At 37.6% G+C, this 14,373-nt stretch carries 16 protein-coding genes and 4 tRNA genes; 11 read left to right on the top strand and 9 right to left on the bottom strand.

Annotation, left to right across the window (positions count from 1 at the left end):
• The 3 genes from NT145_08265 to NT145_08255 form a co-directional block, all read right to left on the bottom strand.
• Window positions 1–205: hypothetical protein (locus tag NT145_08265; protein ID MCX5782669.1), on the bottom strand; the 205-nt coding region annotated here is incomplete at its 3' end.
• An 18-nt stretch (window positions 206–223) separates the two neighbouring features.
• A complete protein-coding gene (locus NT145_08260) occupies window positions 224–898 on the bottom strand; it encodes a class II glutamine amidotransferase (protein ID MCX5782668.1) in 675 nt (224 codons plus the stop codon).
• Window positions 850–987: a hypothetical protein gene (locus NT145_08255; GenBank protein MCX5782667.1), complete on the bottom strand. Its 138-nt coding sequence runs from the start codon at window positions 985–987 to the stop codon at window positions 850–852. Before NT145_08255 ends, NT145_08260 begins: the two co-directional genes overlap by 49 nt.
• Window positions 988–1,578: 591 nt before the next feature.
• On the opposite strand from NT145_08255, the gene NT145_08250 reads away from it, so the two are divergent.
• From NT145_08250 to NT145_08200, 11 genes are all read left to right on the top strand, one after another.
• Window positions 1,579–1,665 (top strand) — tRNA-Tyr (locus NT145_08250).
• A gap of 238 nt (window positions 1,666–1,903) precedes the next feature.
• Window positions 1,904–1,974 (top strand) — tRNA-Gly (locus NT145_08245).
• 244 nt (window positions 1,975–2,218) lie between these two features.
• Window positions 2,219–2,291 (top strand) — tRNA-Thr (locus tag NT145_08240).
• A 67-nt stretch (window positions 2,292–2,358) separates the two neighbouring features.
• Window positions 2,359–3,564: an elongation factor Tu gene (tuf, locus tag NT145_08235; protein MCX5782666.1), complete on the top strand. Its 1,206-nt coding sequence runs from the start codon at window positions 2,359–2,361 to the stop codon at window positions 3,562–3,564.
• 236 nt (window positions 3,565–3,800) lie between these two features.
• The gene (gene rpmG / locus NT145_08230) at window positions 3,801–3,956 is read left to right on the top strand and encodes a 50S ribosomal protein L33 (GenBank protein ID MCX5782665.1); all 156 of its coding nucleotides are present in this window, start codon (window positions 3,801–3,803) and stop codon (window positions 3,954–3,956) included.
• 100 nt (window positions 3,957–4,056) lie between these two features.
• Window positions 4,057–4,128 (top strand) — tRNA-Trp (locus NT145_08225).
• 200 nt (window positions 4,129–4,328) lie between these two features.
• A complete protein-coding gene (gene secE, locus NT145_08220) occupies window positions 4,329–4,520 on the top strand; it encodes a preprotein translocase subunit SecE (protein ID MCX5782664.1) in 192 nt (63 codons plus the stop codon).
• A 38-nt stretch (window positions 4,521–4,558) separates the two neighbouring features.
• Window positions 4,559–5,089, top strand: a complete 531-nt coding sequence (gene nusG, locus NT145_08215) for a transcription termination/antitermination protein NusG (GenBank protein MCX5782663.1) — start codon at window positions 4,559–4,561, stop codon at window positions 5,087–5,089.
• Window positions 5,090–5,128: 39 nt separating this feature from the next.
• The gene (gene rplK, locus NT145_08210; GenBank protein MCX5782662.1) at window positions 5,129–5,563 is read left to right on the top strand and encodes a 50S ribosomal protein L11; all 435 of its coding nucleotides are present in this window, start codon (window positions 5,129–5,131) and stop codon (window positions 5,561–5,563) included.
• 56 nt (window positions 5,564–5,619) lie between these two features.
• Window positions 5,620–6,303: a 50S ribosomal protein L1 gene (gene rplA, locus NT145_08205; protein MCX5782661.1), complete on the top strand. Its 684-nt coding sequence runs from the start codon at window positions 5,620–5,622 to the stop codon at window positions 6,301–6,303.
• A gap of 133 nt (window positions 6,304–6,436) precedes the next feature.
• The gene (locus NT145_08200; protein MCX5782660.1) at window positions 6,437–8,590 is read left to right on the top strand and encodes a DNA internalization-related competence protein ComEC/Rec2; all 2,154 of its coding nucleotides are present in this window, start codon (window positions 6,437–6,439) and stop codon (window positions 8,588–8,590) included.
• Between the two features lie 111 nt (window positions 8,591–8,701).
• Here NT145_08200 and NT145_08195 read toward each other — a convergent pair whose 3' ends face one another.
• The 6 genes from NT145_08195 to NT145_08170 all read right to left on the bottom strand — a co-directional run bounded on the left by NT145_08195 (window position 8,702) and on the right by NT145_08170 (window position 14,260).
• Entirely contained in the window at window positions 8,702–9,451 is a 750-nt protein-coding gene (locus NT145_08195) for a M23 family metallopeptidase (GenBank protein MCX5782659.1), read from the bottom strand.
• Window positions 9,452–9,541: 90 nt separating this feature from the next.
• Window positions 9,542–10,144: a DUF975 family protein gene (locus NT145_08190; protein MCX5782658.1), complete on the bottom strand. Its 603-nt coding sequence runs from the start codon at window positions 10,142–10,144 to the stop codon at window positions 9,542–9,544.
• A 138-nt stretch (window positions 10,145–10,282) separates the two neighbouring features.
• Window positions 10,283–10,705 (bottom strand): hypothetical protein, encoded by a 423-nt coding sequence (locus NT145_08185; GenBank protein ID MCX5782657.1) that lies wholly within the window; start codon window positions 10,703–10,705, stop codon window positions 10,283–10,285.
• Between the two features lie 17 nt (window positions 10,706–10,722).
• Window positions 10,723–11,175, bottom strand: coding sequence for a PC4/YdbC family ssDNA-binding protein (locus tag NT145_08180; GenBank protein ID MCX5782656.1), 453 nt, complete (start codon window positions 11,173–11,175; stop codon window positions 10,723–10,725).
• A gap of 406 nt (window positions 11,176–11,581) precedes the next feature.
• Window positions 11,582–13,255: a DNA repair protein RecN gene (gene recN / locus NT145_08175; GenBank protein ID MCX5782655.1), complete on the bottom strand. Its 1,674-nt coding sequence runs from the start codon at window positions 13,253–13,255 to the stop codon at window positions 11,582–11,584.
• A gap of 177 nt (window positions 13,256–13,432) precedes the next feature.
• Window positions 13,433–14,260 carry an NAD(+)/NADH kinase gene (locus NT145_08170; GenBank protein ID MCX5782654.1) on the bottom strand — a complete coding sequence of 276 codons (828 nt, stop codon included), beginning with the start codon at window positions 14,258–14,260 and terminating at the stop codon, window positions 13,433–13,435.
• Between the last annotated feature and the right edge of the window lie 113 nt (window positions 14,261–14,373).

The raw sequence follows: 14,373 nt of genomic DNA, 5'->3' as shown, positions 1-14,373 counted from the left end.
TCATAAGCATAACGAGCGCAGTGGAAATCAGCACCCATACCGTATCTGCAGGGTTAATCATTGATCCTGCCGAAACGGCAGACTGAACCGCAACCGTTTCTATCTTGGCACCAGCAGAAAATGGCATCTCCTTGGTTTCAGCATATAAACTAGCCCCTATAAAAAGTATTAAACCCAATAATCCGAACTGAAATAAATGTTTCATACTATTTTCCTCCTTTTTTCAATTAGACGCAACGTAAGGCGTGAATGATGATGCTTGGATAATTGTGTCATTTATAACTTCCCCGAACTTATTTATGATTATAAGCTGGCCGTTTTTCATTGGAATCCATTCCCCGCTGTTAAGAGGTTCGGAACAAAACATGAACAAATCATCCTCTTTTTTAAAATACATCGTGTAGTAATATTCATCTTGGGAAAAATCCCTGAATCCCATGAGATAATCACCGTTGCTGAGTAAAAATGTCAGAGAAGTTGTTTTAAACTTGCTTTTAATGTATTGGATGCTGTTTCTTATAACTTTGCTGAAGTCGTTTATGCTTTTATGGGAAAGATTATTTATAAGATATGAAAAAAACTTTTCAGAATCCGTTGACCCTTCATACATATGCCCGCTTATCGCAATTTTCTCGGGATTATATATAGTACCGTTATGAGAAAATACCCATTCTTTATGAATGAAAGGATGTGTATTACAAATATTTATTTCACCTATTGAAGCATTTCTTAAATGGGCAAGAACAATCCGTGACCTAGATTTAATGGCCCTTTCAACAGCAGAAACATAATGTTTAACATCTGTAAGTACACTTCTTTCGCTTCTTCCAAAATGAACGGTCCAGTTTCCTAAATATCCCGCAATCCCCCATCCATTTTCATGGGTTTCTTCATTAATTCCGTTTTTTTGCCTGCAAGTTCCCTGAAACGGAAAAAATTATCACCTGAAACAAAATTTTTCGACACTAAAGCAAACATTCTGCACATTTTTTCTCCAAAATAAAAAGGCCTCCACCCAAAACATTAAAATGTCGGGTAAAGACCTCTATGTCTTAAATTCTATCCTGCTTTCACAGCAAGAAACTTGTAAATAAAAAATCCCCAAAATCTTCTGTGATTTTGAGGACTTCTTTGTCCTTATGTTTAAAATATATAAAATTGTATCTGATTTGTCAAGTTGGAAAATTTATTACAGAAAATTTATTACATAAGTATATAGATTATACCCCTTATAATTATAAACAGCCGAAATGAAGCCTCCACGAGTTTACACTCGTGGTATCCTTCATTTCTTCGGCGAAATCCGCCGTCCTTCTTCGCATTCATCTATGGACTTACGTCCATAGTTTTCTGCGAAGGCGGATAAAACTCAAAAATAATTTGCATTTCCCATTGACTTTTGAAAAATATTAGTATAAAATAGTTTCCCATTATAGAAGATTTGATTTTAGACAAATCTTCTTTTGTTTTTTGATTTAACACGATTTTTGAATATAAAAATCGAATTTTAATTTCGATTTTCGAGTTATTAGCTTTTGCTCTTTTCTCGATTTTTGAATTTCTATTTTCGAGTCTTACGGGGGTGTGGCAGAGCGGTCTATTGCACCAGACTGTAAATCTGGCGGGCTTAGCCCTTCGGTGGTTCAAATCCATCCGCCCCCACCAGACGACAGAAATCGTTCATTAGTTCCTTGGTTTATTTGTTCACTTTTTATTTGACTAAAAAGATAAAAATATTGATCTTTTATTCAAGATTCCTCTTAGGAGGGAGTTCAGCAAAGCGCCGATGAATGAGGGAACCTAAGGTTCCCTCTTGGGGAGCGTTTTGCGGAGCAATTCCTTTCGGAGCAAAACAATCCCGCTTTTGCGGGATAAGTCCAAGCGGTAGCGAGGACGCGACAACGCGGGAGTAACACAATGGTAGTGTGCCAGCCTTCCAAGCTGGTTACGCGGGTTCGATTCCCGTCTCCCGCTTATAACAGTTGTCAGTAACCAGTTAACAGTTACCAGAAAAGGCAAAAAGATATTTGAAAAACCGGGAATCGAAGCCAACCCGAGTCCGCCTCAGGCGGAAGGGTGGCAGGCTTCGGATGAGGAGTGAAACGACGAGTGAGAAGGATTCCCGTCTCCCGCTTATAACAGTTGTCAGTAACCAGTTAACAGTTACCAGTTTTAAACCAGTTCTTTATCATGGATTTTTTTATGTCGAACATTTTATGCCCGGATAGCTCAGTTGGCAGAGCACTTCATTGGTAATGAAGAGGTCGGCAGTTCGATCCTGCTTCCGGGCTTTTGATAAAGCAAAAATAATTTTATATATAGTACTTGGTAGAAATCATCTTTCAAGGAGGCATCAAAATGGCAAAGGCAAAATTTGACAGATCAAAGCCCCACGTAAACGTAGGGACAATCGGGCACGTAGACCACGGTAAAACGACGCTGACGGCAGCGATAACGAAGGTGCTTGAAGGCAAAGGGTTAGCGAAGTATATCACCTACGATGAGATAGCCAAAGCATCTGAATCGCAAGGAAGACGTGACGAGACAAAGATCTTAACAATAGCAGTAAGCCATGTAGAATATTCTTCAGATAAAAGGCACTACGCCCATATAGACTGCCCGGGCCATGCAGACTACGTAAAGAACATGATAACCGGCGCAGCGCAGATGGACGGAGCGATACTTGTGGTATCAGCAACAGATGGGCCGATGCCGCAGACAAGGGAACACATACTTTTAGCCAGACAGGTGAACGTTCCGTATATAGTTGTATATTTGAACAAGGTAGATCTTGTTACGGATAAAGAACTTCTTGATTTAGTAGAAATGGAAGTAAGAGAACTTCTTACAAAATATAATTTCCCCGGGGACAAGATACCGGTGATAAGAGGCAGTGCAACGAAAGCTTTACAGGGAGACAAATCAGAGATAGGCGAACCTTCAATATTAAAACTCATAGAAGCGATAGATTCAACGATACCTTTACCGCAGAGGGACATAGACAAACCGTTCCTTATGAGCGTAGAAGACGTATTTTCAATAACAGGAAGAGGAACAGTTGCTACGGGAAGGATTGAACGCGGAAAAGTTAAAGTGGGAGACAACGTAGAACTGATCGGCATACAGGAAACAAAGAAGTCAGTGGCTACCGGCCTTGAGATGTTCAGGAAACTGTTGGATGAGGCGCAGGCAGGAGACAACATCGGGATGCTTTTAAGGGGCATAGAAAAAGACCAGGTGGAAAGAGGGCAGGTAATAGCAGCTCCCGGCAGTATTACCCCCCATAAGAAGTTTAAGGCGCAGGTTTATGTGTTGACAAAAGAAGAAGGAGGAAGACACACGCCCTTTTTCAACGGGTACAGGCCGCAGTTTTATTTCAGGACGACAGACGTTACGGGAGTTGCAAAACTTCCGCAAGGGACTGAGATGGTAATGCCCGGAGACAACACGAATATGGAAGTAGAGTTGATAACGCCGATAGCAATGGACAAACAGCTGAGGTTTGCTATCCGCGAGGGTGGTCATACCGTTGGTTCTGGGGTAGTTACAGATATAATAGAGTAAAAAAGGTGAGAAGGCCGCCCAAGGCGGCCCGCATGGGGCGGGCGGACATACAGTAGGTTCGGGAGTTGTTACAGAGATAATAGAATAAAGGCAGGGGTAAGTAGTAAGGGGTAAGGATTAAGTAAAACCAGTAGTAAGTGGTAAGACGCTTCGCTCTAAGGATTAAGTTAAAGGCCTAAGAAGATCTTGTAGTTAACTTATAACTTACCACTTATCACTTATAACTGAGGGAAAGAATGGCATCTGAAAGAATTATAATGATACTGGCTTGTTCTGTATGCAAAGATAGAAATTACTATTATGCGAAAGGGAAAAAGAAGGAAGGGAAATTGGAAGTAAAAAAGTTTTGCCGTTATTGCGGCAAGCATACCTTGCATAAGGAAACGAAATAAATGGCAGGATTAAGTGGTAAGGATTAAGTTAAAAGCAAAGACTTTTCTTAGATGTTACTTAATCCTTATTCCTTAATCCTGAATTCTTAATCCTACAGTTGGGAGTGTCGGTTAATTGGCAAACCACCGGTCTCCAAAACCGGGACTAGGGGTTCAAGTCCCTTCACTCCCGCTTTTTTAGCAGCAGTGCGGGACAAATCGAACCGTGAACCAGCATGGTTCATGGCTTCTGCCTCCGTTTTGGTGCAGGACAAATCCTCTTACTCCCGCCACGCACTTTAAAAGGTACTCGGCAAGCTATGATGCTTGAGAATAAGCGAGTGGTTCATTTACGAAAAAGCTTAAAACATTTAATTGATTTGAGGACTAACTATGAATGAATGGATAAAAGCTGCGATTCGATTTTTCAAGGATTCTTATGCAGAGCTAGGCAAAGTTACTTGGCTTTCGCGCAGAGAAGCAGTTGCTTCAACTATAATTGTTATAATTTTGGTAGTTATAGTGTCTATTTTTGTGGGTTTCATTGATTTTTTATTGGCTCGAATTCTTGGAATAATACTTTAAAGGATATTTTTATTAGTTAATAAATTAAGAGGTAAAAAATGGCTAATCAATGGTATGTAGTTCACACTTATTCAGGATACGAAGACCGCGTTAAAACTAACTTGGAAAAAGCAGTCAATAACCTTTCCCTTCAGGAACGCATATCTCAGATCCTGGTCCCGACAGAAGATGTCGTTGAAATAAAAAACAATAAAAAGAGATTTAGAAAAAGAAAATTCTATCCCGGATATGTTTTTATTGAAATGACAATAGATAATGAAACCTATTGGCTCGTCAGAAATACTGCCGGAGTTACCGGTTTTCTTGGAGGCATAAAACCCGTTCCAATGCCTGAAGAAGAAGTGAAAAATCTGATGGAAACAATCAGCCCAGTATCAGGCGCCAGACCTAAACCGGCTATCAGTTTTGAAAAAGAAGAAAACGTAAGAATTATTGAAGGTCCGTTCAAGCATTTTATAGGTATTGTAGAAGAAATAAATGAGGAAAAAGGAAAACTAAAAGTGATGGTAACTATTTTCGGACGACCGACTCCTGTAGAGTTGGATTTCCTTCAGGTTGAAAAACTATAATAATTCAGCATTATCTAATAGACCAAAGGAGTTAAAAATATGCCGCCAAAAAAGGTTAAAACACAAATCAAACTTCAAATACCAGCAGGTAACGCAAATCCTGCTCCCCCTGTAGGTCCTGCATTAGGACAGCAAGGCGTAAATATTATGGACTTCTGCAAACAATTCAATTCAAAAACCGCTTCTCAGGAACCTGGAATGCTTATTCCTGTTGTCATAACTGTTTATGAAGACAGGTCATTCACATTCATTACGAAAATGCCTCCGGTTTCTTCATTGGTAAAAAAAGCCGCGGGAGTCGCCAAAGCATCCGGAACCCCTAACCGTGAAAAAGCCGGAAAATTGACTTTAAAACAAGTTGAAGAAATAGCAAAGCATAAAATGCCGGATTTGAATGCCAATGATATTGAAGCTGCGAAAAAAATGGTTATTGGAACGGCAAAAAGCATGGGAATAGAAGTAGAAGAAAAATAAAACTTTGTGGGAGTCCCTCGGCTACGCTCGGGACGTAAATACCACCCGGAGGAAAAATGAGTAAACGATTGGAAGAAATTTCAAAACTTGTAGACAAAACAAAACTTTATACCGTTGAAGAGGCGGTCAGCCTTGCAAAACAGACTGCAAAAGCAAAATTTGACGAAACTATTGAAATGCATGTCCGTTTAAGCATTGATCCGAAACAAAGCGACCAAAATGTTCGCGGAGTAGTGACTCTTCCCAATGGAATAGGTAAAAATAGAAAAGTTGCCGTTATAGCAAAAGGCGAGAAAGTAAAAGAAGCCGAATCAAGCGGAGCCGATTTTACCGGGTTTGAAGATATTATTGAAAAAATTTCAAAAGGCTGGTTTGATTTTGATGTTTTAGTCGCAACTCCGGACACTATGAAAGATCTGAGCAAGCTCGGAAAAGTATTAGGCCCAAAGGGCCTTATGCCAAATCCCAAATCCGGGACGGTAACTTTTGAAATAGCTCAAACTATTAAAGAACTTAAACTCGGAAGAGTAGAATACAAAAACGATTCGTATGGAATTGTTCATTCGCCTATAGGCAAAGCTTCTTTTGATCCTGATAAGCTTGCTGAAAATGCAAGAACTTTGCTTTCTGCTATACTTAAATCGAAACCCGCTAGTTCGAAAGGCCAGTATTTAAAGAGCATCTCAGTTTCATCAACCATGGGACCTGGAATAAAGGTCAATCCTAATATTAAAATTTAAGATGCATATAAACTAATAACTTCATAAAAACCGCTATCTTGTGTAGCGGTTTTTTTATTTCTATTTTATGATTTAAACATTTTCATACCAGCGCTAAAGCTTAAAGTTTTCTGTTCAGGTGGATAAAACTAAAATGTTCCCTTTCTCTATAATTAAAAAACGGCCTATCATAGCTGCCACAATAATCTATATTCTTTTTTTGATATTCTTAAATTCAACCGGTTTTTTTTCACCTGAAAAGAGAAGTAAAATTATCGGTTTTATTCAAAAAGATTCTTTAAATGTAACCGGACAAATTATCTCTGAGCCTGAAATTAAAAACAACTACATTTTCTTTTTACTTAAAAGTTCAAAAATAGAAAGCAAAAAGATCAGCGAAAAAATTTTAGTAACATATGATTTTAGGGGCAATACCTTCAAGATTGGCGATATTATTGAAATACGAGGAAAAATTAAAACCCCGCATACAGCTAATAATCCCGGCGAGTTCAATTACGGGAAATATTTGAATCGGCAAAACGTCTATACCCTCTTAAAAGCTTTTAGTATCAGAAAGACAGGTTTTAATAAACCGCAGTTTCTATATAGGTTTTCACTTCTAATACAAAAAGACATAATAAAAACCATAGAACTTTACCTGCCGCCAAAAGAGGCTTCAGTTCTTATACCGATGGTTGTAGGAAATAAATCATCATTATCTAAAGAAATAAAAGAAGAATTTATGGACGCAGGAGTAATGCATGTGCTTGTAGTAAGCGGTTTGAATGTCGGTTATGTGTGCGCAATATTTCTAGGACTTTTCAGACTCACGGGTCTTCGTAAACGCCGTTCAGCTCTATTAACAATTCCTTTTATCTTATTCTATTGTATGATGACCGGCGCAAATCCTCCTATATTAAGAGCAAGTATTATGGCTGTTTTTGTAATTCTATCGCTTTCTCTTGCAAGAGAACCTCTTATTTACCACTCACTGGCTTTAAGCGCGCTAACTATACTCTTATTTGATCCTCAGGCGCTTTTTACCGCGAGTTTCCAGCTTTCTTTTGCCGCAACAATTGGCATTGTATATTTTTATCCTTATTTTATTATTCCGTTTAAAAGATTTACTTTTTGGATCAAAAATACTATTGGAACAGTTTTTGCAGTATCACTTTCTGCTCAACTTGCGGTTTTGCCTCTACTTGCCTATTATTTCAACAAATTTTCTCTTATTGGGATTTTAACAAATCTTATTGTCGTTCCCTTGGCCGGCGTTGTTACGGCAGCAGGGATATTTCTATATTTGATACATTTTCTATCTCCTTTTCTTGCTTCATTAGCTGCTTTGTTGAATCAATATATAGTGAATTCAATAATTTTTACAGTTTCATATTCTTCTAAATTAAAATATTCAATAATTTCCCTTCCCTCACCCTCAGCCTTTTCAATTCTTTTCTATTACGGTTTTTTATTCATAATATTTAAAATAAAACAATACCCGAAACTTCTTTTATTAATTATCCCGTTTTTAGTTGTTTCCCCTATTAAACTGTTGATAGATTATCAGCATTCAAGAAATACTCTTGAAATAAATTTCCTGAATATACCTTTTTCAAACGCAGTTCATGTTCGGTTTCCGAACGGAAATAATTACTTGATTGACACCGGCACTTACCCTAATTCCTACTATAATACGGTAGAGAAAATATTAATGCCTTATTTCCGGTCAAAGGGAATAACAGAAATTGAAAGGGTTTTTATAACAGGCAGTAATTCTTTAAGATACGGAGTATTTACCTATCTAGCTGATAAATTAAAAATAAAGGAAATAATATTACGCCCTGAAACCTATATTAGCAATAATTTATCGGAGTTTATTACGACGGTTAAGAAAAAGAATATTTTGCTAAAACAGGCACAGCCCGGAGACAGGTTTTTTGAAGACGGGGCAAGTATAACGATATTATCATCAGATCATTTATCTGTGAATAATGAAAATGGCTCTCTTGTTATTTTATTGTCATACAAAAGCAATAATGTTTTGTTGACCGGCAATATGGGATTAAAGGAAGAAGAATATTACAGTAATTCCGATTCAAATATTAAATCGCACATTCTTCAATTGCCTGAAAATGGATTCCGCATTCCTTCAAACAATTTTATGCAAAAAGTAAATCCCGATATTTTAATCAGTTATTTTCCGCCAAAATATAAGACAAACAAGAAAGTTTATTCGCTTAATCAATCCGGCATGATATCAATAGATTTGGGTTTAAAAGGAATATCTGTGGAAAAATTCAGAAAATAGACGATTATTTACCCCGTTAGAGAATGTTGCCGACTCTTGTCGGTGGTTTGTATCTATGTTGTTGAAGGCAGTATAAAGCCGCCATCTTCATTCTTTGGAAAACTCCCTTTTCTAACGGGGTTTACTATTTTCTTTTTTCTGATATTTTTCAGAATAATCAAATGGTTTTAAATTTCCGTTTTTGTAATCTAAAACCATGAGATGGAGATGCGTAGGCGAGCTTTTTTTATAGGCAAGAAAACCTGTCCTTCCGATATTACCCAGAACCTGCCCACCTTTTATAAATTCTCCTTCCTTTACAAATATTTCATTTAGGTGAGCATAGTAAAACAACTTTTTTTCTTTCGGATTTATAAGCCAGATGTAGTTTCCTCCCCTTAAGTTACTGCCCGGCTTCCAATCATTATTTAAAGACAGCACAAGCATATCAGTTACAGCTGCTACCGAAGAATATTTTCCTGTTTTATCGTTAATTGAATCTAGATTATTGTCAGGAACAAAAATGTCATATGCGGGATGGCCGCCATGCCTGTTACCGTCAAAAAAATCGTATCCTTTCACTCCATACGGCCCGTATTCAATATCTGGACTGAATTTTTCTTTGGACAAATTTTGATCTTTGTCCAAAACAGGAAAGGCCCATTCAATTTCTCTAAATCCCAGATTTTCAAAAGAAGAAAACTTTTTAAGCAAAGACTTCAATTTTAGTTCGGCATTTTTTTTAATAATCTTTTGATCCCTCACACTGGTTTCCAATTCTTTCCATTCACTTAGAACAGCCTTGTCAGGCTTAATATTACAGCCTAAAATTAAAATAAATGTTAAAAATATTGTCTTTATCAGAAAAATCTTTTTCATCATAATCAATAAAAAAGTCCAGAACAATTTTAAAATTTAAATTTTATTTTTGCTCTGGACTTTAGTAAAACATTTAAAAACTATTCAGTTTCTTTATTTCCCTTCAAGTTTTCTGTAAACATAAATTATAGCTATTGAAGTCAACGGTAAAGTCACTAAAAGGCCTACTCCTAAACAAAGGATGCCTAAAATATTTATACCAAAAATAATCAGCGACAATAATAATAAGTCCCAAAATTTCCCTTTTGTAATTTCAAAACTTCTTTTTAAAGCTTCTATGGGAGCAAGCCCCTTATCAATTACTAAAGGGCCAAAAAACATTAACCTTACGCCGACTATGATGCCCGGTATAATAAGCAGGATAAATCCAATAAGAGTCAACACCATAAAAACTATTACCGTGCCTAAGTATCTTAGGTAATAAGGCATGCCGGAAAATAAAACCGAGTATTCTGTTTTAATGTCGCCAACAAAATTCAAGGAAACTTTTGTCATACCTATGTCTATGAAGGTCTTAATAAGAAAAAATACTATCCCTAAAATAAGGCTCGGCCCCCACAGCTGATCAGATATTTGGGGTAAAACATTAACAAAAATAACAGTCAACGAAATAAGAACAAAAAATAAAAGCCTGGCTTTTACTTTTTCCCAGCCGAATCGTACAGCATCGCCTTTCAAATAAAGCCTGTCGCTCATTTCTGCCTCCTTAATTAGTTGCAGGTTGAGATAAAAACAGGTTGAGGTTGAGATTAAGATTGAGGAAAAATCCTTTTCTTAAATTAAATATGTTTTGCTCTCGGCCTTTTGTTCTCTAAAGCTTAACCTGTCCTACTCTTAACCTGCCTTAGCATTAAACTTTGATTGAATTTTATCTAAAACAAATTCTGCCAACCTATGGTTTTTTGAAACCACATCAATCCTTGTTGAAAGCTCATCTTTATATTCAAAAAAAACCCCGACTTCAGTTGCGCTGAGACAATAAGGAAATACGCCGTCAAATTTGCTTGCCCCAATGCAACGATTTTTTTTGTCTTCAACAAATACCTCAACTTTCATGTCTTTAAGCACTAAAAGCGCCTTTGCATAACACTCGTTGTAAGGAATCTCTAAAGCCGTGGAAAATCTTCCTTCTTTTTGATTCCTTAGGTTTTCAACTGATATTCCTAGAAAACCTTTAACAAATTTAGATGGGCTTGCACATCCAATAAAAAGAGCAGTTATAACAAACAAAGCACACGGATTAAACCTTATATTCATAAAAGAACGCTTCTTTCTTATTTGTTATATTCCATAACCTTTTTGAAAGATTCGGTCACTTCGTTAATCAGCGAAATCGGGAATGAAACCCCTTTGCCTGGATTAAACTCGTCTTTTTTGAGATAAAAAAGGCGAATATGGGCTATTTTCTTCCCTTTGAATTTTCCGGTATATACTTTGATTTTTTCTTTTTCCGATCTTTCCATTTCAAAATCTAAATCGCTTATTTCATTTTTTACGAACTTTTCAAAGACTTGAAGAATGTTTTTCACTTGGTCAAATGAAAGCCATATCCCTTTTTTTGTCGGTTTTGGTTCGCTAAGGCCCGGAAAATAGAAATGAATCCTTACATCAATGAGATTATTTTTTAAAAGCGAAAACCTGAGTTCTTCAAGACTGTTTTTGGTAAGTTTTGAAATTAGGATACTGTTTACAAATGCTTCCTTGTCAAATAATTTTTTTTCTTCCATTGTCATCTCCTGTTTCATGGTTATCTTTACTTATATATCTATTATATATAAGATTGGCAAGGCTGTCAAACTATTCTTATGCTGCCTTTTATATGAAGCTCTACGGTCTTACGACCATAGTATCTTTGGTTTCTTCGGCTCGCCTCGCTGCCAGCCTCGATGCTAGGCGGGCGAAATCCCTGCCCGCCGGCAGGCGCGGCGCCGAAGCTTACCCCCTAGTTTTGCTACTTGTCCCTGCGATTAGTTTTCGAAGAAAACTGTAGGGAAGCAAAACTAAGCAGGGGTTCCTTCTTCGCATTTCCGCCATAGGCGAGACTTCGCCAATTGGCGAGCATCTCCTAAAAGAAATTAGGAGTTTTCCCTGCCTCCGCCATTGGCGGACGGTGCGAAGGCGGATAAAAGAATTTTATACTTGAGCGTTTGATATAAGTTCTTGGGCATGTTTTCGCGCGGAAGCTGTTACACTTTCCCCTGAAAGCATTCTTGCTATTTCTTCAATTCTTTCAGGCCCTGAAAGAATGCGAGTCATTATACGGGTAGAATTTTGAGAAATCTCTTTAGTAACCTGGATATTTTGTCTGCCGAACGCTGCGATTTGGGGGAGATGGGTAATGCAGATAATCTGGTGATGAGATGAAAGATCGTTTAACTTCTTTCCTATAGTCTGCCCCATAGGGCCGCCGATACCTGTATCTATTTCGTCAAATATTAATACCGGTATCTTATCGGCCTTAGCAAGAACAGTTTTTACGGCCAGCATTACACGTGATATTTCGCCGCCGGATGCAATATTCTTTAAGGATTTCAGATCTTCTCCCGGATTAGCCTGGAACATAAAATCCACCCTGTCCCATCCCTCAGGAGAAGGTTCGGGAAGTTTTTCTATTGAAATTTTAAACCGCGTTTTCTTCATCCCTAGATCGCTTAACTCTTTTTCAACATTTTCAGACAACTTTTCGGCCAGTTCTTTTCTTTCTTCAGTAAGTTTAGCGCAAGACGCAAAAAGTTTTTTTTGAGTTTTTTCTATCTCTTTTTCAATCTCCTGGCGATTTTGGTCCATTTTTAAAAGAACATCTAACTCTTTTGCGGTTTTTTCGCGGAAAGCAAGTATTTCCTTTATAGAAGAACCGTACTTCTTCTTTAAATTCTTTATGAGATCTTGCCGTTCAAGAAGTTTTTCTAGAGACTGAGGGTCTATGTCCAGTTTTTCTTTGAAATTTTCTATTTCTTTGGCAGCTTCTTCAATTTGAGCAGATGCGCTGTTCAGGTTATCTTCAACTGAAGAAAGATTTCCGCTTAAAGAATTAATGTTTCCAAGAATTTTTTGTATTTTACTAAGCTTTTCAATAACCGAGCCTTCGGCTTCATACAGCATTTGGTAAGATTCTTCGGAAAGATTTTTTAATTTTTCAGCATTTTTCAGCTGAGGAAGTTTTAGCTCCAGATCCTCGTCTTCATCGGAAGCTAAAGAAGCGTTGTCAATTTCTTTGACTTGAAAACCATAAATATCAATAAGCCTTTGCTTTTCCTGCTCGGACATTGCCTGAGCCTGTCTTTCGCTCAACAATTCTTTCCATTTGGAGTAATTTTCCCCAATCTCTGCCAGCAGTTTTTCAATATCACCGAAATTATCTAGAATCGATCTTTGAGATAAGTTGGAAAACAGACTCTGATGTTCATGCTGGCCGTGAACATCAACGAGGTAATCTCCTATTGAAGAAAGAGTCTTCAAGCTTACCGGAATGTCATTAACAAAAGAACGGCTTTTGCCCGAAATATCAATTTCTCTGCGCAGAAAAAGCGTATCTTCATTTGACAAATCAAGAGCGCAATCTTTAAGATATTTTTTTATTTCTTTGCTAAGTGACGGGTAATCAAATTCAGCAAAAATCTGACAGCTATTCGCTCCCTTTCTTATCAATTCCTGCGAGGCTCTTTCCCCCAAAAGAAGTTTAAGGGATTCAATAATAACCGATTTTCCCGCGCCAGTTTCACCTGTAAAGATATTAAGGCCTTCGGAAAATTCAAGACTCAGATCTTCTATCAATGCATAATTTTTTATGGTTAAATTCAAAAGCATTTTCCTGACCTTTCCTATCAGATTGCTTCGTCATCCTGAGTGAAAACGAAGGATTCCTCGCAATGACCCTTCGGGTCACCTATTACCTACCCTTCGACTTCGCTCAGGGCTACGCTAATCCCTACGACTCCCTTGATTATTTTAAATGGAGTCCCGCATTGGCGGGACCTACTGTCGTTATCCTCGTTCGCCCCATTTCAATTTAGCCCGCAAGACCTGCAAATATTTCCTATTAGGATTAATTATCAAAAGTAAAGGTTTCGCCGAAACTGAAACATTTACGAAGTTTCCTTTTTCAAGAAAATAATCCGTCTGGCCGTCAATTACAACCGAGGGCCTTTCTTTGATATTTTTTGAGGAAACCTTTAGTTCAATAGTCACATCTTTTGTAGGAACAATCATAGGCCTTTGCGCCAGGGTATGAGGGCATATCGGCGTAATAACAAAAACGGACAAATTCGGATAAACAATAGGCCCTGAAGCCGCGAGCGAGTAAGCTGTTGATCCTGTGGGTGTAGAAATTATTAGTCCGTCACCGATAAAGTCCGCAAGAAACTCCTTATTTATTGCAGCTGAAACTGTTATAACACGCCCGTTGTTCCCGGAATGGATCATACATTCATTCAAAGCATAATTTTTCGTAATTTTACTATTGGAATAAATCTTAACTTCAAGCATCATCCTTTTTTCTATTTCAAATTTTCCTTTTAGAATTTTTTCCAAGAAATCATACGATTCTTCAGGATTGGTTTCAGCCAAAAATCCCAGCGATCCCATATTTATCCCCAAAACAGGGATCTGAGCGTTTGCCAAAAGAGCGCTGGCTTTAAGCATCGTACCGTCCCCCCCAAGCGAAACAGCAAGATCCACCGGCGGAAGTCTTTTGCTAGAAGACGGCAAAACGGTTACCTTGAAATTTTTCTTTAAAAGCCAATTCTTAATCAAAACCATCTCTTCTCTGGCTCTTTCTTTTTGAAAATTATAGATAATTCCAATCTTTTTCATAATTCTCCCTAATCCCTAAAATAAAACTTTTCTACTGCCCGACTATTATACAATTAATTATTCAGAGTTGTAAACCCCGCTGAAAATCTAAAGTCTGGTTGAATTCTTTAACG

It is taken from the genome of Elusimicrobiota bacterium (assembly GCA_026388075.1).
Lineage (GTDB): Bacteria > Elusimicrobiota > Endomicrobiia > Endomicrobiales > JAPLKN01 > JAPLKN01.
Note: the sequence above shows the minus strand (reverse complement) of the source record. Positions and strands in the feature narration are given on the sequence as shown.

What these genes read in the sequence shown, in the direction of transcription:
- NT145_08170 (MCX5782654.1), bottom strand. Translation starts at nt 14,260, where the DNA reads ATGAAAAAGATTGGAATTATCTATAATTTTCAAAAAGAAAGAGCCAGA.
- NT145_08190 (MCX5782658.1), bottom strand. Translation starts at nt 10,144, where the DNA reads ATGAGCGACAGGCTTTATTTGAAAGGCGATGCTGTACGATTCGGCTGG.
- NT145_08200 (MCX5782660.1), top strand. Translation starts at nt 6,437, where the DNA reads ATGTTCCCTTTCTCTATAATTAAAAAACGGCCTATCATAGCTGCCACA.
- secE (MCX5782664.1), top strand. Translation starts at nt 4,329, where the DNA reads ATGAATGAATGGATAAAAGCTGCGATTCGATTTTTCAAGGATTCTTAT.
- rpmG (MCX5782665.1), top strand. Translation starts at nt 3,801, where the DNA reads ATGGCATCTGAAAGAATTATAATGATACTGGCTTGTTCTGTATGCAAA.
- tuf (MCX5782666.1), top strand. Translation starts at nt 2,359, where the DNA reads ATGGCAAAGGCAAAATTTGACAGATCAAAGCCCCACGTAAACGTAGGG.
- NT145_08180 (MCX5782656.1), bottom strand. Translation starts at nt 11,175, where the DNA reads ATGGAAGAAAAAAAATTATTTGACAAGGAAGCATTTGTAAACAGTATC.
- nusG (MCX5782663.1), top strand. Translation starts at nt 4,559, where the DNA reads ATGGCTAATCAATGGTATGTAGTTCACACTTATTCAGGATACGAAGAC.
- NT145_08185 (MCX5782657.1), bottom strand. Translation starts at nt 10,705, where the DNA reads ATGAATATAAGGTTTAATCCGTGTGCTTTGTTTGTTATAACTGCTCTT.
- recN (MCX5782655.1), bottom strand. Translation starts at nt 13,255, where the DNA reads ATGCTTTTGAATTTAACCATAAAAAATTATGCATTGATAGAAGATCTG.
- rplK (MCX5782662.1), top strand. Translation starts at nt 5,129, where the DNA reads ATGCCGCCAAAAAAGGTTAAAACACAAATCAAACTTCAAATACCAGCA.
- rplA (MCX5782661.1), top strand. Translation starts at nt 5,620, where the DNA reads ATGAGTAAACGATTGGAAGAAATTTCAAAACTTGTAGACAAAACAAAA.
- NT145_08255 (MCX5782667.1), bottom strand. Translation starts at nt 987, where the DNA reads ATGTGCAGAATGTTTGCTTTAGTGTCGAAAAATTTTGTTTCAGGTGAT.
- NT145_08195 (MCX5782659.1), bottom strand. Translation starts at nt 9,451, where the DNA reads ATGATGAAAAAGATTTTTCTGATAAAGACAATATTTTTAACATTTATT.